The organism is uncultured Campylobacter sp. (assembly GCF_947255105.1).
Classification (GTDB): Bacteria; Campylobacterota; Campylobacteria; order Campylobacterales; family Campylobacteraceae; genus Campylobacter_B.
Genome location: NZ_CAMYFP010000009.1, coordinates 30,756 through 56,488, shown reverse-complemented (window position 1 = coordinate 56,488; position 25,733 = coordinate 30,756). Strand labels below are relative to the sequence as shown.

Annotated in this window: 30 protein-coding genes; 20 read left to right on the top strand and 10 right to left on the bottom strand. The window is 35.0% G+C overall.

Annotated features, from left to right (window positions below):
* The first annotated feature begins 618 nt into the window (after positions 1–618).
* Complete coding sequence (locus Q0X52_RS05935; RefSeq protein WP_297576026.1) at positions 619–1,260, top strand: Crp/Fnr family transcriptional regulator; 642 nt, start codon at positions 619–621, stop codon at positions 1,258–1,260.
* A gap of 42 nt (positions 1,261–1,302) precedes the next feature.
* Here Q0X52_RS05935 and Q0X52_RS05930 read toward each other — a convergent pair whose 3' ends face one another.
* From Q0X52_RS05930 to Q0X52_RS05885, 10 genes are read right to left on the bottom strand one after another with little or no spacing between them, the layout of a single operon-like run.
* Positions 1,303–2,160: a formate/nitrite transporter family protein gene (locus Q0X52_RS05930; RefSeq protein WP_297576024.1), complete on the bottom strand. Its 858-nt coding sequence runs from the start codon at positions 2,158–2,160 to the stop codon at positions 1,303–1,305.
* 10 nt (positions 2,161–2,170) lie between these two features.
* Complete coding sequence (locus tag Q0X52_RS05925) at positions 2,171–2,512, bottom strand: formate hydrogenlyase maturation HycH family protein (protein WP_297576022.1); 342 nt, start codon at positions 2,510–2,512, stop codon at positions 2,171–2,173.
* On the bottom strand, positions 2,509–3,333 hold the full coding sequence (locus Q0X52_RS05920) for an NADH-quinone oxidoreductase subunit B family protein (protein ID WP_297576019.1): 825 nt from the start codon (positions 3,331–3,333) through the stop codon (positions 2,509–2,511). The genes Q0X52_RS05925 and Q0X52_RS05920 overlap by 4 nt, the downstream gene beginning before the upstream one ends.
* A complete protein-coding gene (locus Q0X52_RS05915; protein WP_297576017.1) occupies positions 3,330–3,869 on the bottom strand; it encodes a formate hydrogenlyase complex iron-sulfur subunit in 540 nt (179 codons plus the stop codon). Before Q0X52_RS05915 ends, Q0X52_RS05920 begins: the two co-directional genes overlap by 4 nt.
* Complete coding sequence (locus Q0X52_RS05910; protein ID WP_297576014.1) at positions 3,866–5,605, bottom strand: NADH-quinone oxidoreductase subunit C; 1,740 nt, start codon at positions 5,603–5,605, stop codon at positions 3,866–3,868. The genes Q0X52_RS05915 and Q0X52_RS05910 overlap by 4 nt, the downstream gene beginning before the upstream one ends.
* A 1-nt stretch (position 5,606) precedes the next feature.
* Positions 5,607–7,082, bottom strand: a complete 1,476-nt coding sequence (locus Q0X52_RS05905) for a hydrogenase 4 subunit F (RefSeq protein WP_297576012.1) — start codon at positions 7,080–7,082, stop codon at positions 5,607–5,609.
* Position 7,083: 1 nt separating this feature from the next.
* Positions 7,084–7,725, bottom strand: coding sequence for a hydrogenase 4 membrane subunit (gene hyfE, locus Q0X52_RS05900; protein ID WP_297576010.1), 642 nt, complete (start codon positions 7,723–7,725; stop codon positions 7,084–7,086).
* 1 nt (position 7,726) lies between these two features.
* Positions 7,727–8,647: an NADH-quinone oxidoreductase subunit H gene (locus Q0X52_RS05895; protein WP_297576008.1), complete on the bottom strand. Its 921-nt coding sequence runs from the start codon at positions 8,645–8,647 to the stop codon at positions 7,727–7,729.
* Between the two features lie 10 nt (positions 8,648–8,657).
* Positions 8,658–10,622 (bottom strand): proton-conducting transporter membrane subunit, encoded by a 1,965-nt coding sequence (locus Q0X52_RS05890; protein WP_297576006.1) that lies wholly within the window; start codon positions 10,620–10,622, stop codon positions 8,658–8,660.
* Complete coding sequence (locus tag Q0X52_RS05885; RefSeq protein WP_297576004.1) at positions 10,619–11,212, bottom strand: 4Fe-4S dicluster domain-containing protein; 594 nt, start codon at positions 11,210–11,212, stop codon at positions 10,619–10,621. Before Q0X52_RS05885 ends, Q0X52_RS05890 begins: the two co-directional genes overlap by 4 nt.
* 304 nt (positions 11,213–11,516) lie before the next feature.
* Between Q0X52_RS05885 and Q0X52_RS05880 the strand changes: the two genes are divergently transcribed.
* From Q0X52_RS05880 to Q0X52_RS05785, 19 genes are all read left to right on the top strand, one after another.
* Positions 11,517–13,808 carry a molybdopterin-dependent oxidoreductase gene (locus Q0X52_RS05880; protein ID WP_297576002.1) on the top strand — a complete coding sequence of 764 codons (2,292 nt, stop codon included), beginning with the start codon at positions 11,517–11,519 and terminating at the stop codon, positions 13,806–13,808.
* 9 nt (positions 13,809–13,817) lie between these two features.
* Positions 13,818–14,267 carry a hydrogenase 3 maturation endopeptidase HyCI gene (locus tag Q0X52_RS05875; RefSeq protein WP_297576000.1) on the top strand — a complete coding sequence of 150 codons (450 nt, stop codon included), beginning with the start codon at positions 13,818–13,820 and terminating at the stop codon, positions 14,265–14,267.
* Between the two features lie 69 nt (positions 14,268–14,336).
* Entirely contained in the window at positions 14,337–14,810 is a 474-nt protein-coding gene (locus tag Q0X52_RS05870; RefSeq protein WP_297575997.1) for a 4'-phosphopantetheinyl transferase superfamily protein, read from the top strand.
* A gap of 9 nt (positions 14,811–14,819) precedes the next feature.
* Entirely contained in the window at positions 14,820–15,119 is a 300-nt protein-coding gene (locus tag Q0X52_RS05865; RefSeq protein ID WP_297575995.1) for a tryptophan 7-halogenase, read from the top strand.
* A gap of 176 nt (positions 15,120–15,295) precedes the next feature.
* On the top strand, positions 15,296–15,745 hold the full coding sequence (locus Q0X52_RS05860; protein WP_297575993.1) for a methylated-DNA--[protein]-cysteine S-methyltransferase: 450 nt from the start codon (positions 15,296–15,298) through the stop codon (positions 15,743–15,745).
* 341 nt (positions 15,746–16,086) lie between these two features.
* Positions 16,087–16,257, top strand: coding sequence for a hypothetical protein (locus Q0X52_RS05850; protein ID WP_297575989.1), 171 nt, complete (start codon positions 16,087–16,089; stop codon positions 16,255–16,257).
* Between the two features lie 218 nt (positions 16,258–16,475).
* Positions 16,476–17,675, top strand: coding sequence for an NAD(P)/FAD-dependent oxidoreductase (locus tag Q0X52_RS05845; protein ID WP_297575988.1), 1,200 nt, complete (start codon positions 16,476–16,478; stop codon positions 17,673–17,675).
* Positions 17,653–18,015 (top strand): hypothetical protein, encoded by a 363-nt coding sequence (locus Q0X52_RS05840; protein WP_297575985.1) that lies wholly within the window; start codon positions 17,653–17,655, stop codon positions 18,013–18,015. The genes Q0X52_RS05845 and Q0X52_RS05840 overlap by 23 nt, the downstream gene beginning before the upstream one ends.
* Positions 18,012–19,151 (top strand): beta-ketoacyl synthase N-terminal-like domain-containing protein, encoded by a 1,140-nt coding sequence (locus Q0X52_RS05835; RefSeq protein ID WP_297575983.1) that lies wholly within the window; start codon positions 18,012–18,014, stop codon positions 19,149–19,151. The genes Q0X52_RS05840 and Q0X52_RS05835 overlap by 4 nt, the downstream gene beginning before the upstream one ends.
* A 4-nt stretch (positions 19,152–19,155) precedes the next feature.
* Entirely contained in the window at positions 19,156–19,599 is a 444-nt protein-coding gene (locus Q0X52_RS05830) for a thioester dehydrase (RefSeq protein ID WP_297575981.1), read from the top strand.
* A complete protein-coding gene (gene fabG, locus Q0X52_RS05825) occupies positions 19,592–20,290 on the top strand; it encodes a 3-oxoacyl-ACP reductase FabG (RefSeq protein ID WP_297575979.1) in 699 nt (232 codons plus the stop codon). The genes Q0X52_RS05830 and fabG overlap by 8 nt, the downstream gene beginning before the upstream one ends.
* 10 nt (positions 20,291–20,300) lie before the next feature.
* Positions 20,301–21,515, top strand: coding sequence for a beta-ketoacyl-ACP synthase (locus Q0X52_RS05820; protein WP_297575976.1), 1,215 nt, complete (start codon positions 20,301–20,303; stop codon positions 21,513–21,515).
* Between the two features lie 10 nt (positions 21,516–21,525).
* Complete coding sequence (locus Q0X52_RS05815; protein WP_297575974.1) at positions 21,526–21,948, top strand: excinuclease ABC subunit A; 423 nt, start codon at positions 21,526–21,528, stop codon at positions 21,946–21,948.
* A complete protein-coding gene (locus Q0X52_RS05810; RefSeq protein WP_297575972.1) occupies positions 21,948–22,484 on the top strand; it encodes a beta-ketoacyl synthase chain length factor in 537 nt (178 codons plus the stop codon). Before Q0X52_RS05815 ends, Q0X52_RS05810 begins: the two co-directional genes overlap by 1 nt.
* Complete coding sequence (locus Q0X52_RS05805; RefSeq protein ID WP_297575967.1) at positions 22,469–23,206, top strand: 1-acyl-sn-glycerol-3-phosphate acyltransferase; 738 nt, start codon at positions 22,469–22,471, stop codon at positions 23,204–23,206. The genes Q0X52_RS05810 and Q0X52_RS05805 overlap by 16 nt, the downstream gene beginning before the upstream one ends.
* Positions 23,203–23,457, top strand: coding sequence for a phosphopantetheine-binding protein (locus Q0X52_RS05800; protein ID WP_297575964.1), 255 nt, complete (start codon positions 23,203–23,205; stop codon positions 23,455–23,457). The genes Q0X52_RS05805 and Q0X52_RS05800 overlap by 4 nt, the downstream gene beginning before the upstream one ends.
* The gene (locus Q0X52_RS05795) at positions 23,454–23,696 is read left to right on the top strand and encodes an acyl carrier protein (protein WP_297575962.1); all 243 of its coding nucleotides are present in this window, start codon (positions 23,454–23,456) and stop codon (positions 23,694–23,696) included. Before Q0X52_RS05800 ends, Q0X52_RS05795 begins: the two co-directional genes overlap by 4 nt.
* A complete protein-coding gene (locus Q0X52_RS05790) occupies positions 23,668–24,198 on the top strand; it encodes a DNA gyrase subunit B (RefSeq protein WP_297575960.1) in 531 nt (176 codons plus the stop codon). The genes Q0X52_RS05795 and Q0X52_RS05790 overlap by 29 nt, the downstream gene beginning before the upstream one ends.
* Positions 24,191–25,732, top strand: coding sequence for an AMP-binding protein (locus Q0X52_RS05785; RefSeq protein ID WP_297575958.1), 1,542 nt, complete (start codon positions 24,191–24,193; stop codon positions 25,730–25,732). The genes Q0X52_RS05790 and Q0X52_RS05785 overlap by 8 nt, the downstream gene beginning before the upstream one ends.
* The last annotated feature ends 1 nt before the right edge of the window (position 25,733 follow it).

Here is a 25,733-nt window from a genome sequence, read left to right as displayed (position 1 = left end):
CTAAATTTCAAAGCTAAATTTCAAAGCTAAATTTCAAAGCTAAATTTCAAAGCTACTGATAAAGGTTATCGTTTTGAAATTTACTATTCATAATTTACTATTCATAATTTACTATTCATAATTTACTATTCAAAACTTGTGATTTTTAAATTTACTATTCAAAATATATCAAAACGATCATCAAATAAAGAGCCATAAAAATTACATATTGTTTTGCTGATTTTGTATGAATAGTTTTACTAAAAACTCTTTGATAGAAGGTAAAATATGTAATCATTTCTCTATTTTGTATTGAAAACTGTAATTTTCAAATAATTATATAAACCCGAACCGTTCTCTTTCTTATCTATTGTAAAAGCCTATATATAGATGTTTGAAGCACTTTACCTTTTGAAAATTCAGATTTATCCATAGTTAAAAATGCAGAAAAATATGTATTTTGATTGTTGAAAAGTTTTATTAGAGAATTTGTTGATTGTCTAAATTTAGATTTATTTTAGTACCAATCTTTTAGCTAAAAATCACTCCGCCCTACTTTTTTAGCTACAGTTTTAAAATTTAAAGTCTTTTATAGAAAAAATATTATAATATAGCTCAATATGTTTTAAAGCGATAATCATGAATCAATCAAGAATTGGACGTTCAAGTTTTGAAATAATACAGACAGTGTTAAAAGATGAGCTTTCAAATTTAAAGTGTGAATTTATTAAAAAAGGGACTGTTTTTTACACTGATTCCATAAAAATTATCATCATGAAAAGCGGCTTTGCAAAACTATCTTTTTTGGAAAATGGCGAAGAGTTTATAATTTATACGCTTGAGAAAGACAATCTTACAATTTTAAACGAGATATCTGTTCTTGAGATTTTGGAAGATAGTGAAATTTATATGATTGATGTTGATGACGCCAATAAAATCTTAAAAAATGAAGCTTTTAAAGATGTTTATATCCAGATTCTTACAGATATTGTTTTGATTCAGAGAAATATTATGAGATCGATTTTGTATAAAAACGCAAAATCAAAAGTTGCAAGCTTTTTAGTTGAGCTAGCTTTGGAGCAAAATTTAAAACAAAATGGCTTTTATTATGTCTTTATTCCATTTTCTATGCAGGTTTTATCATCATTTGTCGGGCTTAGGCGACAAAGTGCTTCAACTGAATTTAATAAACTAATAAAAGAAAATATCATAAAAAAGGTTTCACCACAAGAAATTCTCATACTTGATTTTAAGAAATTGCAAGAATATGCAGCAGATTGAGATTGAGCTTGAGTTCTAAGTTAAACTCAAGCTTTTTTAAATTTACTCTTTTTTCATATCAAATTTATTTGCCATAAATCCAACAAGACCTACGAAAAATAGTCCACCGACTATATTTCCAAGAGTAACTGGAAGCAGATTTTTGACAAAAAAGCTTTGGATATTGAGGCTGTTTAACTGAGCAACGCTTACTTTAAACATCGAAGCCAAGGCATTTAAGTCTCCACCAACGCTATTTAGATAGTAGTTTTTTGCAATCAAGCTCTCTGTTATGATAAACATATTTGCCACGCAGTGTTCCATTGAGCAAGCTACAAAAGCTCCTATCATCCACAATATGACAAAGAATTTGCCCGATAGATCGTTTTCAGCAGTTGAGCACCAAATAGCCATACAAACAAAGATGTTACAAAAAATTCCTCTTATAAAAAGCTCAATAAAAGGCGTATTTACCTTATCGATGCCTGTTGGTAAGAAATGGCTTAAGATGTAGCCGTCATATTTTAATGGAAGTCCGGATTTGAAATACATATAAGCTATCAAAACGCCACCTATAAAGTTGCATATCCAAACAAGTCCCCAATACTCGATGGTTTTGGTTATAACGACTTTTTTATCATATGCACTTACGCCTGACAAAATGGAACTTGTAAAAAGATGTCCGCCATAAAAAACGACCATCATCAAACCGCAGCTAAATGTGATTCCACCGATGAAATTTGACATTCCAATAGACTGTTTTTCAGCCATTCCAACTGTCGAGTGTGCCCAAAAAATATCACCCATCGCAATCGCAGCTCCTGCCATAATGCCAAGAAAAACGATACTAAAAAATGGTGTATTTACTTTATGCTCCATAGATCTTGAAATTGCTTGAGCTGAATCTGCTGGACTTAACATTTTATCTCCTTTAAGATTTTCTAAGAACAAGATAACCAGTTTGTAAATTTTTCAAAATCTCCTTAAACTGGCAATCCTGCAACTCTTCAACAAGCTTCACAGCATGGTGTGGATAAATTTCTATCTCAAAATATTGATTTAAATTTCCAAGTTTAGATTTAGCCAACCGCCCTGCTTTTGAAACCAACTCATCATATTCTTCATCACTAAGTTCTAAGATTTTTTCAGTAAAATCAATAGTCCCAACACCGTGCCCAACACAAGTTGAAAACAGGGTGATATCTTTTAAAACTTTTGGCGCACTTTCATTATCATCAACATGGCGCTTTGTAAGTTTATAAATCTCTATCATCTCTTATCCCAAACTTCTTTTTGAATGTCGATGGTTTCGTCTTTTTGTGGCTTAATGTATTTTAAATAAACATCATTATGTAGCCTTGCCATACACTCAGCATAACGTGGATCTTCTTCTTTGTCAATTGCCAAAATGAGAGCTTTTCTACTAAGTTCAGCGTTTTTTACATCATCTGAACTTGATAGCGCGTCAAGGTATTTTTTCATTAAATTTGGCGCAAACACATAGCTCATCAAACGTCTTGATTGTGCGTTTAAATCTCTTTCAAAAAGGACATCGCCTATGATTGAGTGTTTGCACTCTGGCACGGAAGTATCATCAAATTCGCGACTTTTTTTCTCTAAATTTTGATCTATTAACCCCAAAGCCATCGCCAAACCATAAATGACACTTGCAGGATGAGGCGGACATCCTGGGATATAGACATCAACTGGGATTATCTTATCGACTCCGCCCCAAACACTATAAGCATCATAAAATATTCCGCCGCTACATCCACAAGCACCAAAAGCAACGACTATTTTTGGATCTGGTGTTGCTTCGTAAGCACGAAGTAGCGGATAATACATCTGTCTTGTAACTGGACCAGAACAGATCAAAATATCAGCGTGACGTGGATTTGCCACAAGTTTAAAACCAAATCTCTCTGGATCCCACATTGGCGAAGTTGTCGCAAAAATCTCAATCTCACAACCATTACAGCTTCCACAATCGATACGAAACACGCTAAAACTTCGCTGAATATTTTTTAAATGCTCTAATTTTGCCTCTATCATATTTGCATTTTTTATCTCATCAGGAACTTGATAAATACTCATTTTATCCCCTTTTCAACGTTATTTGTCATACGCTCAACACACATCGCTTGTTTGCACTCTTGGCAAATTTCGATTGTATCTTTTACCTCTTCCAATCTACCATCAAGCAAATTTGCACTTTGTAACTTTTCATAAGTGTAATTTATAAGTCGCTTTGTGGTAAAAACTTTGCCACATTTTTTACACTTTTGCACCTCAAATTCGCCCCTTTGAATGAGGGCTGATTTGTCAAATTTAACTGCTAACTCAAAGCTATTTCCTTGATGAATCGCCCCAGTTGGACACACCTCATCACAACGTCCGCAAAATATACATCTTGCTGCGCTAAATTCCCATATAAGTTTAGTTTCATCTGAATTTAACTTAATCTCTATTGCATTGCTTGGACACGCAATTCCACATGCCGCGCAACATATGCAGTTGTCAAAATTATACTCAGGCTGACCACGAAAATTCTCATTTACCTTATATGGCTCAAATGGATAAGCATAGGTTGCTTTACCATATTTTTTTGTTATGTCAAAAAGCTTCATCATTTTAAATCCTTTAATGGGCTATCTTTTAGGCTTTGAGAATACCTTTTTAAATCTTTATGTGTGAGAATCTTACTCTTTTTACTCTTGATATCTACAACAGTTACTCTTTCGGTGCAAGAATAGCACGGGTCTAGCGAACAGACAATTAGCGCTGCATCTGAGATGTTATTTCCTCTAAATTGGTAGCGCAAAGATGGCCAGTTGTTGTATGTCGCTGCTCTACATCTCCAACGATAGACCTTTTGAGCACTTCCTTGCATAATCCAGTGAATATTTTCTCCACGCGGTGCCTCATCGTGTCCAAGTGCATAGTTTTCAGGCTTAATCATAGTTTTTGGATCTATCATTATTGCCCCAGTTGGCATATTTTCAAGACAAACTCTAATTATCCTAATGCTCTCTTTAAGCTCTTTATAGCGCACAATCTCGCGACTTAGCACATCTCCGCCATGTTCAACAGAGATATTAAACTCAATCTTTTTGAAAAAATCATATGGATGATCGTAGCGGTTATCTCGTTTTAGACCGCTTCCTCTCATATTTGGTCCAACAGTGCTAAAATCTCTTGCAACCTGCTTATCTAAAATTCCAACTCCTCTCCAACGTCCAATTTGGCGCTTATCTTCCATAACAGCGTCCCAAATTTCACTTATTTGCATATCAAGTTTGTTGATAATTTCGATACCTTTTTTAATCTCATTTGCTGTAATATCGCGCCTTAGTCCGCCCATTATCACGTTTCCATAGGTTTTTCTACCGCCAGTTACAAGTTGGGCTAACTCCATTGAATACTCACGAACTCTAAAAATATGCATAAATGCACTATAGTTTCCTGTGACTTCACACGCCAAGCCTATATTTAACAGATGTGAGTGCAAACGTTCAATCTCAAGGCAGATTACACGAATTGCCTGTGCGCGAAGTGGAATTTCTAAACGAATTGCTTTTTCAGCCGCTTCAATACAGGCAATTGCATGAGCATAGCCGCAAATTCCGCATACTCTTTCAGCTAAATAGCCCATCTGATCGTAGTTCATCCTATTTTCTGCAAGTTTTTCCATTCCACGATGTTGATAAAATAGCCTGTAATCAGCATCAATTATCTCATCTCCGTCGCAAAACAGTCTAAAATGCCCCGGCTCATCGCTAGTTACATGCAAAGGACCAAGTGGTACATCAACTACACTATCACCTTGTGGAAATAAAAATGGATAGTCAGGTTCATCTTGATGAGCTACAGGATCTGGGCGGTAGCGATAGTCCATCGCATCTTTTCTCAATGGAAACAAATTATTTGGCCAATCATCGCTTAACAAAAGTCTTCTTTTGTCAGGTAAATCCTCTGCTACTAAACCAAACATATCATAAGCTTCTCTTTCATACCACACACACGCTGGAACAAATGGAGTTACAGAAGGATATGTTGGATCTGCACCAGGAATAAGCGTCCTAATGGTCAAAAAGCACTTATCTTCAGGTGCAAAATCATCATTTGGAGTCATTTTTGAACCCTCCATTGAGATTGTGTAGTAAAGTGCAAAGTTACCATTTAACGCCCTTTCATCATTTGGCACCATTGTCACAATAAAACCACCGATGTCATAATAAAGCGTTTTTACCGCTAGTGGCAGATCATTTCGATCGACAAGTGCGGTAAGTTGATCATCGCTTTGGCGAGTTACTTCTAAAACATTGACCTTTGTTTTTAAAATTTCTATAAATTTATCACCACGCATATCAAACTCCCATCATAATTTTTACGCCAGCCGAAACAAGTGCGTGAAAACTCTCTACATTCCACACACCAAAGGCTATCATCAAAATACAAAGTATAATAAGTGGTAAATTTTCCCACAAACTCATCTCTTTATTATAGACAACTACGCCCTTTGGTTTGCCAAAACTTGTCATATTGAAGTGTGAAAAGTCAGCTACAAAAATAATAACCAAAGCTATGGCAAAAAGAGCCACTGAGACAAATTGTCCGCTTAAAATCGCTCCTTTAAAGACCAAAAACTCACTAACAAATATCGCAAATGCAGGAACACCTACAAGAGAACAGACCGCTGCTCCAAATAAAATGGTTGTAATTGGTGCTATTTTTATCATTCCACCCATTTTACTCATATCTTTATGTCCATAAACTCGCGCGATGTTTCCAGTTGAACAAAATGCTAAAGCTTTTGTTAAAGAGTGAGCTAAACAGTGAAAAATCGCGGCATATAGACCAAATTTACCACCGATGCCAAGTGCAAAGGCAATGACGCCCATATGCACGATTGAGTGATATGCAAACATTCTTTTTACGTCGTGTTGGCGGATTAGGAAAAATGCACCTACAAAAAGTGTAATTACGCCTGAGATTAGCATTACAAACTGCACAAACTCAAATCCTGCACTTTGCGCAATAATCGCATAGTATCTAAATAGCCCAAGCATTGCACATTTTAAAAGCACACCTGAAAGAAGTGCTGAAACAGGCGCTGGGCCTTGTGCGTGAACGTCAGGAAGCCATGTATGAGTTGGTGCAAGACCAGCTTTTGTGCCAAAGCCAATCAAAGCAAAAACAAAGATAAGCTTTGAAATATTAGGATTTAAATTTGAGGCATTTGCCATAATTACATTCCACAACATTGCATCTTCGCCATTTCCTACATTTGCAAATGTTGCTGAGTAAAGTAACACTGTCGCATATAAAGCAAATGCTAGACCGATGGAGCAAAGGACAATATATTTGTATCCGCTTTCAGTTGATTTTTTATCTTTAAAGATCGCCACCAAAAATACAGAGGCTAAAGTCGTTGCTTCAATGGCAGCCCACATAAAGGCTATGTTATTGCAAATCACACTTAAAGTCATTGTAAAAACAAAAATATGGCTAAGTGCATAATATTTTTTCAAATCGATTAAATTTAACTCGCCGCTTGCAATTTCCCATTTCATATAGGTTGTCGCATATAAATTTACCAAAAATCCAGTAATCGCAATTAGCACCAAAAATACACAGCCAAGGCTATCAAGGAAGAAAAAGTTATTAAATTCATAAAATGTTCCGCCATTTAGCACTTTTGTTACATTAAAAAGCAATGCTACAGACGTAGCAGCTGAAATAACTACATGAAAAATACTCATTAACACCTGATTTTTAGGCATTAAAAGCATTAAAAACGCACCAACAAAAGGTATCAATAAAATTAAGGCTAAACTATTCATCTCAACCCCTTAAATTTGTAGCTTTTGACGTATCTAAGCTGTCATAAGCTTTGTAAAATCTTTTTGCCAAAACGCTCATTATAATCACCGCAAAAATAGCATCAGTTAAAATTCCAAGTTCAACAAGCTCATGTGAATTATATGCCATTAAGGCTAGACTTAAATGTATTCCGTTTTCAAACAGACAATAGGCCAAAATTTGTTTAATAAATGAATTTCTAAGCATAAAGCCAAAAATTCCCATCATAAAAATTGTAAGTGAAGCAATTAGTAAAATTTTCTCTTTTATAAGAGAAAGTTCCAAAAACACTGGATACATACTCATTGCAATTGCAAGACTAAATCCCATTGCAATAACAGGACTTACAAAAAATCCTCCAACTGGCTCATCTTCGCTTATTACACCAAGTTTTTTGATGAGATATAACAAAATGCCAGGCACAAAAATCACCTTTGTAAAAAACGCTACAATTCCCCAAATTCTTAATTCACTTGCGTTAAATTTAGCTGATAAGAGCAAAAACGCACTTACTAACATTAATGTTTGAAGCATATAAACAAAGACCGAGAGTTTTAAATTTCTAAGTCCAAAAACACCAAGAGATGTCGCAATCATACAAATTGCTAAAACATTTAATGTCATCTCACACCCCCACTACATATAAAGTTAAAGCTACAAATGAGATCGCAAGAGCATATAGTGAAACTCTTCTTAAACTCGAAGTCATTTTATAACGTGGTCCAAAGTTATCAATAAATACAGCTGCGACATAGAAAACTCCTGCTTTTAAAACAAAAACAATCATCGCTAAGAATGGATTTGAAAAATTCCATGGCTCAAAGATTGTTAAAAATAGCCCAATCATTGCAAATTGTTTTAAAATTAGCGCTGCGTGAACCAACCCCAAGTCACTTCCTGCATATTCGCCAAGCAAACCCTCTTGTAGTTCTTGCTCCGCCTCTGCTACGTCAAATGGCTTTCTACCAGTTTCAGCATAAATACACCACAAAAATGCAATTGAAGCAACGGCAAAGGATGGAATTTGATAGCCTATTTCGCCATGTCTTACCATTTGTTGAATTTCAACTAAATTTGACGTTCCAGCTGCAAGCATTACAACAATCAAGCACATCATCATTACAGGCTCAACATAGACGCTTAAAACCTGCTCTCTTCCGCCACCAGTTGCTGCAAATGGATTGCCACTATCAATTGAAGCTGCACCAAATAAAAACCTGATCAAAGCTCCAAGATATAAAATCACAAAAATATCGGCATAAGCTCCAAAAATCGTATCTTTGCTATAAGTTATAGGAATTGCAGCGAGTAAAGCCGCAGAGGTCGCAAACATAAAAAACGGAGTTTTGCGAAAAACCCAGTGTGAGCACTCAGGCACTGTCCTATTTCGTTTAAAAAGCTTGATAATATCGCGATAAGTTTGAAAAAAATCACTTCCTTGTTTTGATTGAAGTTTTGCACGAAGTTTTCTAGCAATTCCATCAAAAAAAGGCGCAACCGCAACGATTACCAAAACTTGAAAAATCATTAAAAGTATAGTTTGCATTTTCGCCCCCTCAAATCAAAAAGTAGCTAACTGCAAGCATTGCGCAAAGATAGATAATGATATAGAGCGCATAAACACTTGTGTAGCCATTTTGAAAAATTCCAGCTTTTTGAGCAAATTTTTTGCACCACTCAATAACTGGCTCATAAAACCAAAACCACCAGATATCTTTTGGGTGATTATGATAGGTAATTGGATCAAAATATCCATTGCTCTGCACTTTTCTCTCGCCTCTAAAAAGCCAGTTCATAATACGTCTTAAATCTCCAGTAAATGGACCGCCTGTTATTTGCATACGTTGATCGTATTTAAATCCACAAGCCCAAGGATCAGTTTGTCTTGGAGCACTACGATTGGCTTTCATTATATATAGGATGGCAAATGGCAAAATCATTGTTGAACATAAAATTAGAGCGATTAAAGGAGTTGAAACAATACTTCCAATAGGTGAGATTAAATTTATTCCTGCGCTTGCACTATATGAACTTACTTGAATTGAGCTAACTGCAATCATAATGTATTCAACCACGAAATTTGCACCCACACCAAATCCAACACAGCCAATCATCAAAATAATCATTCCAAGCACCATTCCAAGCGGACTTTCTTTTGCATTTTCCCAAATTTTCTTATCGTGTGGTGTTCCTGCAAAAATTACAGCATAAAGTTTTAAGTGCATTCCAACCAAAACTCCAGTTAATGCCAAAGCAACAACAGACAATGTAAAGGCATATCTTATGAAAATTCCCTCACTCATCGCACCTTGAAGCATTCCTTGATAGGTAAACCACTCAGAAACAAAGCCATTAACCGGTGGTAATGCCGCAATACCCATAATTCCGATAAACATTCCAATTGAAGTAATTGGCATTTTCTTAGCAAGTCCGCCAAGAACGTCCATGTTTCTCGTATGTGTCGCATGCAAAACTGAACCTGCACACAAAAATAAAAGTCCTTTAAAAATGGCATGATTTACTACGTGATAACAACCTGCCAAAAATCCAACAACCGCTAATGTTGCATTTCCTGCTGCCAAACCATAAAGTCCAGTTCCAAGTCCAAGCAAAATAATGCCGATATTTTCAACAGAGTGATATGCTAAAAGTGCCTTATAATCGTGCTGACACAAAGCATAAAGTACACCAAATAGCGAACTTGCTGCACCTAAAATCAACACTGTTATGCCAAAATATATATTAAGTGGTAAAAAGAGTGTAAATTTGACTAGTGCAAAAAGTGCAACCTTAATCATAACGCCACTCATTAGCGCTGATACATTTGATGGAGCTGCCGGGTGAGCCATCGGGAGCCAAACATGAAAAGGCCACATTCCAGCCTTGCTTCCAAAACCTATCAAAAATAAAATAAACACGCTAACAGAAGCAATTACAGGCATTTGTACATTTAAAAAGTCTTTAAATTCAAAACTTCCTGCAAAATAAGCAATGATCAAAAGCCCACAAGTTATACAAAATGCACCAATTTGTGCGATACCAAGATAAACCATCACTGCTTTTGATGTGCCCTCTTCATCATTTACCAAAATTAAAAAGGCTGAAATGAGTGTCATTAACTCCCAAAGCACGACAAAGCAAAATACATTATCCGCACTAATTACTAAAAGCATTGATAAAATAAAGAGATTGAATAGACAGGCAAACGCCCCAACTCTGGCTTTTGGAATATACTCTTTTGCATAGCTCATACCATAAATGCTACTTGCAAATCCTATAAAAAGCACTACAAAACTAAAAAAGTTTCCAAGTGGATTTAGGGCAAACACAGGCGAATATAAAAAATTGCCAAATAGCACAAAACTCTCGCTACTTCCCATATTTGCTACAAAATAACTTAGTCCATAAAAACAGCTTATTGCACCTAGTCCAAAACCTACTTTTACAGCTAAATTTTGAAAACTATAGAGCAAAATGCTAATAGCTGCACTGATTAAAAATAGCGAATATATTCCAATCATCGCTCACCTCCGATTTTGCAGAGATTACCACTTCCTGCCAATACATCTGCTACAAATTGATCTGCACTTTGCTTATCTATACCATAGCCTATCTTGTGTTCGCCACGTTGTGGATCTACCATGACAATTGCGCTTGTCGGACAGACCTCCACACATGCTGGCCCGCCCTCTCTTCCATAGCACATATCACATTTAATGGCGATATTTTTTGAGCCAGCTTGGCTCTCTATCTCCATATTATTTTGTGGTTCAACTGCATAATTAACTGACGGCATTATCTCTGCTGATGAGCTAATTGCCCCATAAGGACAGGCGATAGTGCACATTTTGCAACCTATGCAAATCTCTTCATGCAGTTCAATGCAATTATCATCAAATCGCAAAGCTCCAGTTGGACAGACATTTGCACATGGCCCATCGTCGCATTGGCGGCACTGAGTAGGCATGACACCCATTGCTTGTCTAAGCACTGTAAGACGGGACTTTTCAAGCTTTCCCCTATCGTAAGCACTTTCGAAGCAGGTTGCCATACAGGTGGTACAGCCAATACATCGTTTGTAATCGGCTATAACAAATTTATGTTGCTTCACCCCAAACCTCCTAAATTAAATAATGAATTAAATGATTAAATTAATAAAAATTTAATTCTTTACCGCGATTTTACAATTTTCATTTTTAAAAGTCTGTCATTTAGATGACAGATGAGCAACTGTTAGAAATTTAAGAATATATAAATTTATCATTATTAAGATTTAATCAATAAAAATTTATTAAAAAAACTAATTTAAACTTTAAAAAATTTATCTTATTTTAAAACATAAAGATATAGAATTCGCCTAGAATAAATTTAAAGTGTATATTTAGAATTTAATCTTTAGTTGCAAGGAGGGAATTATGCGTGAGACTAAGTCGGTCATTTGTCCCTATTGTGGGACAGGGTGCGCCATTGAGCTTAAGGTTGAAAACAACTTTATCAAGTCTGCAAAAGGCGTTCAAAGTAGTCCTGTAAATAGAGGTGCTCTCTGTTTAAAGGGATATTATGGTTGGGATTATGTAGGCTCATCACAAAGACTTACAAAGCCGTTGATTCGAAAAAAAGATGGCAAATTTAGCAAAGATGGAACTTTGGTTGAGTCAAATTGGGATGAAGCACTTGAGCTAATGACTTCAAAAATGAAAGAAATTGTGCAAAAGTATGGAGCTGACGCATTAGCAGGAAATTTCTCAGCAAGGTGTACGCATGAAGATAACTATGTTGCACAAAAATTATTAAGGATTCTTGGAACAAACAATATCGATCACTGTGCTAGAATTTGACACGCTCCAACAGTGGCAGGACTTGCCAAAACTATTGGAAATGGAGCTGCAACAAATAGCTTTACAGAGATTGGCGAATATAGCAACTGCATAATGATGATTGGTTCAAATCCAGAAAATGGTCACCCAATCGTTGCAATGCACGTTCAAAAAGCCCTAAGTAGAGGTGCAAAATTAATAGTAATTGACCCAGTAAAAACTGAGTTTGCCAATAGAGCTCACATTCATCTACAGCTTGAGCCAGAACATAATATTCCAGTATTAAACGCCCTACTCTATACTGTTATTGAAGAAGGGCTTTTAAATGAAGAGTTTATACAAAATCACACAAAAGGCTTTGAATATGTTAAAGAGGCGGTTAAGGACTATGCACCAGAAGTAGTTGCAAAATATACTAGACTAGATCCGCAAAAAATAAGAGAAGCTGCAAGAATGTATGCCACAACAAAACCAGCTGTTATAACTCATGGTATGGGCGTAACTCACTTCAATCACGGAGTTGGTGGAGTCTGTGCTATATCAAATTTGATGCTTGCAACTGGTAATGTTTGTGAGCTTGGAAGCGGAGATTTGCCAATTCGTGGCCAAGAAAATGTTCAAGGCTGTTGTGATATGGGAATTTTGGTTGATACTTTTCCAAATTTAGGCAAGGTAAATGATCCAAAAGCAATTGAGTGGATAGAGACCATTTGGAATCTAAAAAAAGGAACACTCAATCCAAAAATAGGCATAAAAAAGACAGAACTTCCAGATGCAATCTTAGATGGCAAAGTGAAGTTTTTTTGGACTATGGGCGAAAATCCAGTTATGACAGATCCAAATACAAATCACTTCCTCAAATCAATCGCCAAGCTTGAAATGTATGTCTGCCAAGATATATTTTTAACTGAAACAAGCTTAAAAGCTGATATTGTCTTGCCGGCAGCGTGCAGTGGCGAAAAGGAAGGAACCTATGCAAATGCTGAAAGAAGAGTCCAGCACAGCGATATTGTTGTAACTCCTCCTGGAGAAGCAAGACAAGACTGGGAGATTATCTGTGACATCGCAAGAAGACTTGGACTTGGAGAGTATTTTACATATCAAACACCAGAAGAAATTTGGGATGAAGTAAGAAGAGTAGATCCTAGAAGATTTGGTGGAATGAGTTACTATAGACTCAAAAAATATCATGGACTTCACTGGCCTTGCCCTGATGAAACTTCGATGGGCGGACAAAGTCTATACTTAGATAAGAAGTTTTTTACAGCCGATGGTAAGGGAAACTTTGTGCCATGTCTATTTAGTGATAATAAAGAAACTATGCATGAAGAGACATCCAAATTTGCCAAAAAACACAATATGCCTGAAGGTTATCCTATCATGGTTGGTTCAGTTGATGAAAAAACCTGTGATGAGTATCCAATCCAACTTCTTACCACAAGAAAAGTCTATCAATACGCAGGTGGAGCGATGACAAGAAAGTCAGAAGTCATCGAAAGAGGAGGCGATAGTATTGGACCAATTGCTGAGATGAACTCAAAGCTTGCCGCAAAATATGGCATAAAACATGGCGACTTCATAAAAGCTTGGAGCAGATATGGTTATATCGTTGTAAAAGCAGATGTTACCGAGTGCATATTAGATGATGTTATACAGATGTCATATCACTATTGGGAGAGTGCTTGCAATGAACTAACAAGTGGCGGAGTTGATTATATAGCTGGAACGCCAACTTTCAAGGCAGCAATTCAGATTAAAAAAATTAGCGAAGAGGAGTTTTTAAAAGTTAGAGAGCTAAAAAGAGTTAAATTTCACTCTGATAAGGTGATTTATGACGATATTCACGCTCATCCTGAGATTTTACAAAATGCAATTGCAGGTAAATTTTAAGGACATCTTTTGAAAAAAGCACTACTTTGCATAGGAAATGAACTTCGTGGCGACGATGGAGTCGCCATAGAAGTTGGCAAAATCGTCCAAAAAGAACTAACCGATTGGAAAGTTTTTTTTGGATACGATACACCTGAAGATGAGTTTGGAAATTTACGTAAATTTAGTCCTGATGTTGTCATAGTAGTCGATGCTATGAGTGGTTTTAAAGAGGATGGAGTTGAGTTTTTTGATCTAAGTGATGATAAAACTTATGCCTACTCTACGCACAACATTCCAACACCAGTTCTTTTGAGCTATATTAGAAAATTTTGTAAAAAGACTCTATTTTTGGGCATAAATGTGCAGTTAGAAAATGTGCTTGATTTTGAAAAAAAGTTAAGCAAAGGCGCCAAAAATAGTGCTTTAAAAGCATTAGCAAAAATCAAACAATTCGATGAAATTCTAAAAAATTCCTAACCACAAAAAACCTAAATTTTTAAATTTCATTCCCCTGCCCTTAAAACTTTGATATGTTATAATCCCAACATGAAAATAACTCTTTATTTTGGCAATGAAAGCAAAAAAATTCCTTTTGGCTACCTTGATAGAAAAGATAGAAGAAGAGTAAAAAACTTCCCAAATTTACTAAACAACAGCAATTTTATCTCATCGAGATGGCTTAAATTTAGAGTTAAAAAGAGAAGATTTTGCCTCTCTCATAAGAATGGTTTTAGCGTGTTGGCAACTTGCGATAAAAAGATAGCCATTGATATGGAGAGTTTTAAACAAAGAGATTATTTAGCTGTTGCAAACTTTTGTTTTGATGAAGAAGAACTTGCATTTTTTAATAAAGCAATTGATAAAAAAAGAGCTTTTTATCAAATTTATACCACCAAAGAGGCTATTTTGAAATTTAAAAACTTAAATTTCAAAAACTTAAAAGAGGTGAGCTATTTTGAGTCAAATTTAAACAAGACTCACCTACTTTTTAAAAACCACTTCATAACAATTGTATTTTAAATTTATAATATGTTTTTAAGCAGTATAAAAGTAGAAAAGGAGAATTTCCCAAGATTTGTAATAGGAGAGAGTCTTCTTCCAAACTGCATGAACTTTTTAAAAGAGGCAAATTTGCTAGATGTAGTGAAAAAAGCTGGCTTTCAATATAAAAATGGAGCCGCTTTTAGTTGGGGAGATAGCTACACTTATGTTGATTTTTGTGACAAATTTACAGCTGGTTTTGGGACAACTTTTCAGGTTAAAAGAGCTGATTTTGACAAACTTTTGATAGAAGAGGTTCAAAAACAAGGAGTTGAAGTTAATTTTTAAAGAGTTAATTAAATCTTTTATCTCTTCTACATTTAAATCAAGCGGAGGAATACTAAGAATATTTCTCTCATCGGCGTGTTTTTTACATCCTTTTTTTAAAAATTAATTTTCCATATTTTTTATAGCTGTAGCAAATTTAATGTAATATAATCATAAATAAATTTTTAAGGATAAAAGTGCAAAAAGTATATTTTAAAGCCGGTTTTATAAATTTAGAAATTTATGGTGATGAAAATGGGATAAGTGAAATAAAATTTGTTGATTTTTATAAAAATTTGCCAACAAATGATGAGAATTTAAAACTTTGTATAGATGAACTAAGTAGATATTTCAAAGGAGATCTTAAAAGTTTTAGCGTTAAGTTAAATATAACTGGAACCAAGTTTGAAAAAAATGTATATAACGCACTTTTAAAAATCCCTTATGGAGAAGTTAGAACATACAAAGAAATTGCTAAGTCTATAAATCACCCAAAAGCTTATCGTGCAGTTGGAAATGCAAACTCTAAAAATAAAATTCCTATCATAGTTCCTTGCCATAGAGTTGTATCAAATAGCGGAATTGGCGGATATACAGGCGGAATTAATATAAAAGAAAATCTTTTAAAAATAGAGAAATATTTATAAATTTTATATATTATAATCGTTTAAACAATTTTATTAAATTTATTTACTTGCTGGATTTTATGGGAATTTTAGCTCCAGCTAATTCAAAATTAAATAAACTTTCAAACTTTAATGGTAAAAAACTTTTAGTTATTCCAGGAACTACTTCAGATGAGTTTTTAAAATACAACAAAACCAAATTTAAAAATATTGAAGTAGTTAGTTGTGAAAACTTATATGATTGTTTAACAGAACTTAAGAATAATATATTTTCACACAGTATTTTCACTAGCAAACATAGCTGTTATAGATAATACATTTACTATAACAAACAAAGCTGTTGGACATCCTGACTATATAGCTTGCGGTGTAAAAAAGGCAACTCATCTCTTTTAAATGTAGTAAATGACGCAATCGTAAAACTAAGCAAAGAAAATTTCTTTACAAAAGCTTATGATGAGACTTTTAAGATTCACTATAAAGGAACAATCGATAAAAAGTATTTCTTAGTAGATGATATTTATAGAGTTTAAAGAGCTTTTTATCAAATTTATACCACCAAAGAGGCTATTTTGAAATTTAAAAACTTAAATTTCAAAAACTTAAAAGAGGTGAGCTATTTTGAGTCAAATTTAAACAAGACTCACCTACTTTTTAAAAATCACTTCATAACAATTGTATTTTAAATTTATAATAAGTTTTTAAGCAGCATAAAAGTAAAATTGACAATTAAAATTTATAAGGATTTTCTTTGAGAGAAGTTGATGTTTTGGTTATTGGTGCTGGTCCAAGTGGTGCTATTGTAAGCTCTTTGCTTCATAAAAATGGCTTTAAGGTTTTATGTGTTGAAAAGGAGAATTTCCCAAGATTTGTCATAGGAGAGAGTCTTCTTCCAAACTGCATGAACTTTTTAAAAGAGGCAAATTTGCTAGATGTAGTGAAAAAAGCTGGCTTTCAATATAAAAATGGAGCCGCTTTTAGTTGGGGAGATAGCTACACTTATGTTGATTTTTGTGACAAATTTACACCTGGTTTTGGGACAACATTTCAGGTTAAAAGAGCCGATTTTGACAAACTTTTGATAGAAGAGGTTCAAAAACAAGGAGTTGAAGTTAAGTTCAATCTAGCCATAGAAGCTGTTAGTTTTGAAAATGATTTTGCTCTTGCAACTACAAAAGATGGAGAGATAAAGGCTAAATTTATAGTTGATGCAAGTGGGTATGGAAGAGTTTTGCCAAGGCTTTTAAATTTGGAAACCAAAAGCACACTAAGTAGCAAAAAAGCCTACTTTACTCACATCAAAGATAACATCTCTGAGCCCCTTTATGATAGAAACAAAATCCTAATCACAACCCATCCAACAAACAGAGAAATTTGGTATTGGCTTATCCCTTTTAGTGATGGAACTTGCAGTATAGGCGTAGTTGGAGAGGATAGATATCTAAATGTTGGCTTGGACGATAAAGAGACCTTGAAAAAGCACGTTTATGACGCGCCAATGTTAAAAAGACTTTTAAACAATGCCCAGTGGCTCAAAGATGCAAGAACGATTGAAGGATATTCTAAAAATGTTAGCACTCTTTATGGCGAGCGATTTGTGCTTTTAGGCAATGCTGGAGAGTTTTTAGATCCTGTCTTTAGCAGCGGAATTACAATCGCCTTTAAGTCAGCAAGTTTGGCTGCAAAGTGTATAACCAAAAAACTCACCTCTCAAGATGTAAATTTCAAAAAAGAGTATGAAGAGGAGCTAATGCTTGGAGTAAATTGCTTTAGAACCTATGTTGAGGGTTGGTATAGTGGCATTTTTCAAGATGTGATTTACTCTAAAGATAAAAATTATGATATCAAAAGAAAGATAAGTGCAGTTTTGGCGGGATATGCGTGGGATAGAGAAAATCCTTTTGTAGTAAGATCGGATGATGCACTAAATGCAGTTCATCAATATTGTTAAATTGCTACTTTTAATAGCGCTATTTAGCGGTTGTGCTCACAAATATCTAAAAGATCCAACTCTTAAATTTGAGCAAAAGAGCTTTAAGTTGGATTGCAATAGTCAAAACTACACTATGTTAGTTGGGCAAGATGGCGAGAATTTTGCTATTTTTGATGCTTTGATGGTTCCAATTGTGCAAAAAACATATAAAAAAGATAGGTTTGTAAGCTCTAAATTTTTGCCACCAAATAGCAAATTTGACCCTCTTTTTAGCCATACTTTGGAGATGATAAAAAAAGAGGTTTTTAGTTTTGAATTTGCTAGTGACAAGTTAAATTGCAAGGTGAAAGAGCTTTGAAAATATATATATCAAAACCATCAATTTTGACAGGAGTTGGCGATATAAAGGCACTTTTAAATGCCTCTTTATCCAACAAAAACTCACTTTCTAAAAAAGAGTTCTTAAACAAAGAGTTTATGGTATCGACGATAAAAGAGAGCCTTGAAAAAATTCCGCCAAACTTTAGCAGCTATCTCTACTCAAGAACAGATGAAATCGCCTTTAATGCCATTTTGGGACTAAAAGATGAGATACAAAGAGCTATTAAAAGGCATGGCAGGGAAAATATTGCCGTTGTAACTGCCACCACAACAAGTGGTATTGAAGAGAACTTTAAAATTTTTAAAAATGGCACCTTTGATAAAGACAAATTTCAAGTCGAAAAAAACGAATTCTCAAACCCAAGCGAGCTTATAAAGGAGTTTTTTGCTCTAAAAAACTTAAGTTACGGTATCTCAACAGCTTGCACATCAGGTCTTAAAGCCATAAGTGAAGGGGCAAATTTGATAAAGTCCGGCATTTGTAAAGCGGCCATTGTTGGCGGAGTTGATAGTATAAATGCACTGACTCTTTTTGGCTTTGATAGTCTTTCTATACTCTCAGATAAAAAATGCGCCCCATTTAGCAAAGAGCGCGATGGGACCAATCTTGGCGAGGGGGCCGCTTTTATGCTACTTGATAGCGATGAGATAAGTCCATTTGTAGTGAAGTCTTTTTGCAGTAACTCAGACGCTTTTCATATAACAACTCCAAGAAAAGATGGATTTTATCAAGCAAAGCTAATAAGAGATACTCTAAAAAGAGCAAATTTAAGCGAAGTTGATTATGTTAATTTACACGCAACCGGAACTGTTGCAAATGATGAGATGGAGAGCAATGCGGTAAATTTAACATTGCCAAATACCCCAGCAAGTGGCATAAAACAGATCATTGGTCACACTTTGGGCGCAGCTGGTGCCATAGAGATAGCTCTTTGTTTGGAGCTTTTGGGTAGTAACAAAACTCCGCCTTTTCACAATATATCAACTATTGATGAGAGTTTAGCTAAGATAAATCTTTTAAAAGCCCCTATAAAAGCCAACATCAAAAATGCTTTGAGTCTCTCTTTTGCTTTTGGTGGCGACAATGCGGCGATGATTGTAGGAATGGAGTAGAGTTGTGGAAGAGCTAAAAAGTATAGAAGATATGTTGCCACATAGTGGAGTTATGATTTTGGTAGATGAGATACTCTTTATAAATGAAGTTGAAATAACGACAAAAAGTCTCATCAAGGACTCCCCTTTTTTAAAAGATGACAAATTTTACTCTTACGGACTAATTGAGATTATGGCTCAAAGCCTTGGGCTTTATAAGAGTTATCACGACAAAACAGACTCAAACGATATAGCCTTTTTGACAGGTTGTAGAAATTTTGAGATTTTTAAGCCATTTGTGGAAGTTGGCGATGAGATAAAAACCCATGCAAAGCTCTCTATGCAAGATGAGAGTGGCTTTGGAGTATATGATTGTGAGTGCTATTTAGGTGAGTTTTTGGTGGTAAGGGCTACAATTAGCGTTTTTAACCCAGACAAAGAGATGTTAAGAAAGATAAAAGATGAATAGAGTTTTGGTAACTGGATCAAGTAGAGGAATTGGCAAGGCAATCGCTAGAGGGCTAAAAAGTAGTGGTTATGAAGTGGTTTTACACGGAAGAAGCAAGAGTGAAAAGCTCTTAAATTTAGCAGATGAGCTAAAAGCTAGTTATATAACTTTTGATGTATCTAACTACGACGAGACAAAAGAGGCTTTGAGTAAATTTCAAGAGCCATTTTATGGTATCGTTTTAAATGCAGGAATTACGAAAGATGGCACCTTTGCAGGTCTTAGTTATAATGAGTGGAAAAGTGTTATTGATACAAATTTAGGCAGTTTTTACAATGTTTTAAATCCGCTTATCATGCCAATGGCAAGGGCCAAAAAGGGAAGAATTGTTGTTATTAGCTCAGTTAGTGGAGTTTTGGGCAATCGCGGTCAGAGCAACTATGCTGCAAGCAAAGCCGGCTTAATAGGTGCTGCAAAGTCTTTGGCGATTGAGCTTGCAAGTAGAAATATAACTGTTAATGTTATTGCTCCTGGACTTATAGAAACTGATATGATAGATGAAAATTTGCCACTTGATGAGATAAAAAAGGCTATCCCTATGAGAAGATTTGGCAAAACAAAAGATATTAGTGGTTTGGTAAATTTTTTGTTAAGCGATGAGGCAAGCTATATAACAAGGCAAGTCATTGGTGTAAATGGTGGAATGATCTGAAAGGATAAAAATGAGAAGAGTTTTTGTAACAGGATATGGACTAATTAGCGCTTTTGGAAAATCCTGGCAAGAGAACAAAATGGCACTCCAAAAGGGACAAAATGCCGTAAAATTTATGAGTGAGTGGGATAGATACAAAGATCTAAACACTCGCCTTGCAGCTCCTATTTTAAACTATCAGCACCCTACAAGCTGGAGTAGAAAACAGGCTAGAAGCATGGGAAGAGTTAGCGAGTTTAGTGTTGAGGCTAGCGGACTTGCTTTGGAGATGTCAAATTTAGGCGATGAGATAAAAGATGGAAGAATGGGTGTTGCAAGTGGCTCAAGTACAGGAAGTACCGATGCAGTCGCCTCTATGGCAAGGCTTTTGCTAGAGGGTGAGAGTGATTGCAATGCCAACACCTACATAAAAATGATGCCTCACACCACAGCTGCAAATATCGCCCTATTTTATGGATTAAAAGGTAGGATTATTCCAACAAGTTCAGCCTGCACCTCTGCAAGTCATGCCATTGGCTACTCTTTTGAGTCTATTAAATTTGGGCTTATTGATATGATGATAGCAGGCGGCGCTGAGGAGCTTTGTCCAAGTGAAGCTTATGTCTTTGACAAACTATATGCAACAAGCACAAAAAACAGCACACCAACTTTAACCCCCTGCCCTTTTGACAAAGATAGAGATGGTTTAGTACTTGGCGAGGGAGCTGGCTTTTTGGTGCTTGAAAGTGAAGAGAGTGTTAAAAAAAGAGGTATTAAGCCAATAGCCGAGATAGTTGGCTTTGGAAGCACAAGCGATGGCACTCATGTAACTCAGCCAAATCCAAATACAATGAAAGAGGCGATGATTTTAGCCTTAAAATCAGCAAATTTAAGCTCAAAAGATATCGGCTACATTAACGCCCATGCCACAGCTACAACTCTAGGTGATATTGCTGAAAGTAAGGCGACAAATGAGCTTTTTGGTGAAAATATTGCAATTTCTAGCACAAAAAGTTACTTAGGTCACACTCTTGGAGCGTGCGGCGGAATAGAGGCTATTTATAGTATAGAGATGATGAGAGATGAGCTTTTTTATCCAACCATAAATTTAAAAAACGTTGATGTTAGATGTGCAAAGTTAAACTACTTAAGAGAAATTTCGCAGATAAAAACTGACTATGTCATGAGTAATAATTTTGCATTTGGTGGTGTAAATACCAGTTTGATATTTAAAAAAATACTTTAAAGGAGTAAAAATGAAAAGATTTTTTGTTATGGCTATCTGCTTAGCCTTTGGTTTTAGCGCACTTAGTGCCAAAGATAAGATCTTATATCTTCCGATAAAAGATGCCCTTAACTCAAAAGAGGCAAAAGAGGTTCTAAATCCAAACATAAAGTTTAGCTTTGGAAGTGGCACCAAGGCAAACATCATCGTCAAAGACCTACAAGCCAACAAAAAGACAAACTCTTTTAATAAAAGTGATGAAAAAGCTTGCCAATGGGTCTTTTTATCAGCTCTAAAAACTTTCCAAGAAAGAGCCGTAAAAGAGGGTGGAAAAAGAGTTGTAAATTTGACTGGATACTTTAAAAAAGAGACATATGACTCAAAAGATACATTTCAATGTGCAGTTGGCGCTATCATGGCGGGAGTTACATTAAAGGGAGATATCGCTAAGTGATGAAATGTAATATTTCATATCTAAATTTTTGCGACGATAAGAGTGGCTTTAAGCTAGATGGCTTAAAGCCACTTGAAAAAAGGCGTCTTGGAAGAGCGGCTAAAGCGATATTTACACTTTTGGATGGAGTTGATTTTTCTTCCAAGGATGTTGCATTTATCTTTGCTTCAAATCACGGCGAAGTCTTAAGATGTATATCACTTTTGGAAGAGCTAAGTCTAAACAACTTCGTCTCGCCAACCTCTTTTTCGCTCTCTGTTTTAAACTCAAGCCTTGCTACCTACGCAATAATGAAAAAACTAAACTCACCAATATTTGCCATAGGCTCAAAACAGACAGTAAGAGATGGCTTGATTAGCGCATATTGCAAGCTTGATGAGTATGATGAAGTTTGCGTTATCTGCTATGATGAGATTTTATATAGTGATGAGTTTAGTGCAGTAGCCTTTATCGTGACAAAAGGAGATAATATCTCACTTACACCCTCAAATTTAGAAAACTTAACCATGGAAGATCTCAAATGCTACAAATTGTAAAAATCATCTGCGCTGGAGCTTTATATCTACTTTTTGGGCTTATTTGCACTATTGGCAATATTTTTTTCCTGCCAATAATAGCTTTAAATTTACAAAGATTTAGAGTAATTCAGAATTTAAGTAGATTTTTGGTAAGAATTTCATGGAATTTTTTCTTAAAATCTACCGAATTTTTAGGATATCAACACTCAAATTATCAAATTTTAAAAGAGCTTAGCTCTCCAAACACTCTTATTATTTGCAACCACCCCTCTTTGCTTGATGTGGTCTTTTTTATCTCACAGATTAAAAATGTAAATTGCGTTGTAAAAAAAGAGCTAAAGAAAAATATCTTTTTGTATCCAGCTATCAAGTCAAGCGGATATATCTTAAATGATGATTTTATACTAGACAAAAGTATAGATGTCCTAAAAAATGGCGAAACTTTGATAATTTTTCCTGAGGGAAGTAGGACAAAAGAGGAGATTTTGATGCATAAAGCCGCCTTTTTTATCGCCATAAAAGGTGCAAAAAAACTGATAGTTACAACTCTTAGGATGAATCCTCGCTCTCTTCAAAAGGGGCAAAAGTGGTATAAAACACCAAAAACCAAGATAGGATATAATTTTAAAATAGAAAAAGAGATTGAGCTTGATTGTTATGAGAGCCAAAAGCCAGATACATTAAGAGTTAGATCGCTTTTTAATGAGATAAATGAATTTTATAAAAAGGAGTTTAAATGATAGAAGAGACCAAAAACTTTATAATAAGGTGCCTAAATTTAGAGGATATGAAGGCTTGTGATATAGACGATGAGGAGCCACTTTTCAACGAAGGTTTGGGGCTTGATAGCGTTGATGCGCTAGAGCTTGGACTTGGCATTTCTAAAACTTATGGAATAACCCTAGATCCAAAGAGTTCAGATTTGAAAGAGATTTTTAAAAATGCTAAAAATTTAAATGAGTTTATAGAAAAAAATAGGAAAGATAGATGAATAGAGAGAAAATTTTTGAAATTCTAAAGGAAAATCTTATCGAGCTTTTTGAGATTGATGAGAAAAATATCACTTTAGAAGCTAGGATTTATGAGGATTTGGATATCGATAGTATCGATGCAATTGACCTTATTGACAGTATCAAGAAAAAAACGGGCTATAGACTTGAGCCAAATGACTTTAGAGCTGTCAGAACTCTTGGAGATATTGTTGAAGCAGTCGCTGCTAAGATTGACTAACCAAACTCTGCTTGTATGTTTTAGTATAATATATCCCTTTGGGCTTGTCTTTAAGAGCAAATATTTAGTTTTTATACTGCTTTTCTTGGCGCTTTTTTGGGCGCTTAAAGGCTACTTTGACAAAAAGGCGCTCTATCTTTTAGTTTCAGCTTTTTTTATCTTTGTAGCCTTTATGAGAGATTTTGCTTTTTTTTATCCAGTGATTGTAAATTTGTTTATGCTCTTTGTCTTTGGTTCTACACTCTTTCAAAAAGAGAGTCTAATAACCAAGCTTGCAAAGGCACAAAATCCAAATTTACCGCCCAAGGGTCTAAAATATACTAGAAATTTAACCAAAATTTGGTCGCTATTTTTCTTTATAAATGCCATTTTAAGTTTCGCTCTCTTTTTTGTAGATGAGAAGTTTTGGGCCTTTTATTGTGGAGTTTTAAGCTATATTTTAGTTGGAGCGCTCTTTTTTGGAGAAATTTTATTTAGAAAGGTTTTTATAAAAGGTGTTTAACGATAAGTTATATTTTATTTTAGAGAAAAAAGAGTTAAAAGATGCCCTTTTGCTTATGTCCTCTTTTGTCACTTGGCTAAAGGAGAGCAAAATTGAAGAAATTTCTATAAATTTAAACAACATTTTTGAGTTTTTTATAGCATTTTTTGCAACTTCAAGCCTAAATATCAAGTGTCACATCAACTCAGATTTTGGCTATATCTTGGACGATGAGAGCTTTAAAAAGATTGAACTTAAAAAGACAAATGAAAAAATAGTTATAGATGAAAATTTCAACTTTTTTGTCAGAACCTCTGGAAGCACTGCGAAGTCTAAAAGCATTCAAAAGAGCATAAAACAGATGTTTAGCGAAGCAAAAGCTTTGAATGATTTTTTAAATTTAAAAGATTTAAATTTCTACTCAAGCGTTTCACATCTTCATCTTTTTGGACTTACGTTTAAGGTTTTTTTACCACTAATTAGCGGCGGCAAGGTCTATTCTGCTGTTTTGAACTATCCAGAGAGTCTTTATGAAATCGATTTTAAAAACTCCATCTACATAACTTCGCCAACTATCTTAAATGTCATCTCAAAGCACGATGATTTGCCAAATTTAAGTGAGTTAAAGTTGATGATAACAGCAGGCTCAAAACTAAAAGAGAGAGTTAGAAGCGAACTTTTGGATAAATTTAAAGTTGATATTATGGAGATATATGGAAGTAGTGAAAGTGGAGTTGTAGCTAGAAATTTTGGCTCTGGCTTTGAGCTTTTTGATAATGTTTCCGTCTCTATCACAAAAGAAAATCAACTTCTCATCTCTTCACCATGGTGTGATGAGTTTTTAAGTAGCGATACAGGCAGAGTTGATGGCAAAAAACTCACACTTTTTGGAAGAGCCGATAGGATAGTTAAGCTTAATGATTTTAGGTTTTATCTAGATGAGGCAGAAGAGTGGCTAGATACTCACAAGTTTGTAAAAGATGCCAAATGCGCCCTACTTGATGACCATACTAGAGTAAAAACCTTGATTTCTTTAACCGAACTTGGCAAAAAGGAGTTTTTAAAAGGTGGTAAAAAGGCGATAACTACCGAGTTAAAGTCATTTTGCAGAGATAAATTTAAGACCAACTTAAGGCATTTTAAGATAGTTGAAGAGATAAAATACAGCCAAAATGGCAAATTTAGCAAAAATGATTTTGTCAATAGCTTTTGCAACTACAAAAAGCCGCTTTTAAAAAGAGTTGATGAGAAAAAAAGCGATGGCGAGTATAAATTTGAAAGCTATATGAGTGAAGAGCTCTTTTTTTATGAGGGGCATTTTAATAGCTACCCTATAACTCCTGGATTTATCGAGCTTGGGCTTATTTATGATGCCTTAAATGAGCTTGGATTTGATATAGATGATATTAAAGCCATTAAAAATATCAAATTTACGGCACTTCTTAGACCATTTGAGCGGATAATTCTAACTCTTAAACAAGATAAAAACAGAGTTGAGTGCAAAATAGAGGGCAAAACCAGATATACAAGTGCAAGAGTTGTTTTTAGAGAGTAAG

Excerpts from the sequence above, each read along its gene's own strand:
- Q0X52_RS05805 (WP_297575967.1), top strand. The coding sequence starts at position 22,469 with ATGCTACAAATTGTAAAAATCATCTGCGCTGGAGCTTTATATCTACTT.
- Q0X52_RS05870 (WP_297575997.1), top strand. The coding sequence starts at position 14,337 with ATGAAAATAACTCTTTATTTTGGCAATGAAAGCAAAAAAATTCCTTTT.
- Q0X52_RS05810 (WP_297575972.1), top strand. The coding sequence starts at position 21,948 with ATGAAATGTAATATTTCATATCTAAATTTTTGCGACGATAAGAGTGGC.
- Q0X52_RS05815 (WP_297575974.1), top strand. The coding sequence starts at position 21,526 with ATGAAAAGATTTTTTGTTATGGCTATCTGCTTAGCCTTTGGTTTTAGC.
- Q0X52_RS05840 (WP_297575985.1), top strand. The coding sequence starts at position 17,653 with ATGCAGTTCATCAATATTGTTAAATTGCTACTTTTAATAGCGCTATTT.
- Q0X52_RS05935 (WP_297576026.1), top strand. The coding sequence starts at position 619 with ATGAATCAATCAAGAATTGGACGTTCAAGTTTTGAAATAATACAGACA.
- Q0X52_RS05820 (WP_297575976.1), top strand. The coding sequence starts at position 20,301 with ATGAGAAGAGTTTTTGTAACAGGATATGGACTAATTAGCGCTTTTGGA.
- Q0X52_RS05920 (WP_297576019.1), bottom strand. The coding sequence starts at position 3,333 with ATGAGTATTTATCAAGTTCCTGATGAGATAAAAAATGCAAATATGATA.
- Q0X52_RS05895 (WP_297576008.1), bottom strand. The coding sequence starts at position 8,647 with ATGCAAACTATACTTTTAATGATTTTTCAAGTTTTGGTAATCGTTGCG.
- Q0X52_RS05800 (WP_297575964.1), top strand. The coding sequence starts at position 23,203 with ATGATAGAAGAGACCAAAAACTTTATAATAAGGTGCCTAAATTTAGAG.
- Q0X52_RS05795 (WP_297575962.1), top strand. The coding sequence starts at position 23,454 with ATGAATAGAGAGAAAATTTTTGAAATTCTAAAGGAAAATCTTATCGAG.
- Q0X52_RS05890 (WP_297576006.1), bottom strand. The coding sequence starts at position 10,622 with ATGATTGGAATATATTCGCTATTTTTAATCAGTGCAGCTATTAGCATT.
- hyfE (WP_297576010.1), bottom strand. The coding sequence starts at position 7,725 with ATGACATTAAATGTTTTAGCAATTTGTATGATTGCGACATCTCTTGGT.
- Q0X52_RS05915 (WP_297576017.1), bottom strand. The coding sequence starts at position 3,869 with ATGATGAAGCTTTTTGACATAACAAAAAAATATGGTAAAGCAACCTAT.
- Q0X52_RS05925 (WP_297576022.1), bottom strand. The coding sequence starts at position 2,512 with ATGATAGAGATTTATAAACTTACAAAGCGCCATGTTGATGATAATGAA.
- Q0X52_RS05905 (WP_297576012.1), bottom strand. The coding sequence starts at position 7,082 with ATGAATAGTTTAGCCTTAATTTTATTGATACCTTTTGTTGGTGCGTTT.
- fabG (WP_297575979.1), top strand. The coding sequence starts at position 19,592 with ATGAATAGAGTTTTGGTAACTGGATCAAGTAGAGGAATTGGCAAGGCA.
- Q0X52_RS05930 (WP_297576024.1), bottom strand. The coding sequence starts at position 2,160 with ATGTTAAGTCCAGCAGATTCAGCTCAAGCAATTTCAAGATCTATGGAG.
- Q0X52_RS05910 (WP_297576014.1), bottom strand. The coding sequence starts at position 5,605 with ATGCGTGGTGATAAATTTATAGAAATTTTAAAAACAAAGGTCAATGTT.
- Q0X52_RS05865 (WP_297575995.1), top strand. The coding sequence starts at position 14,820 with ATGTTTTTAAGCAGTATAAAAGTAGAAAAGGAGAATTTCCCAAGATTT.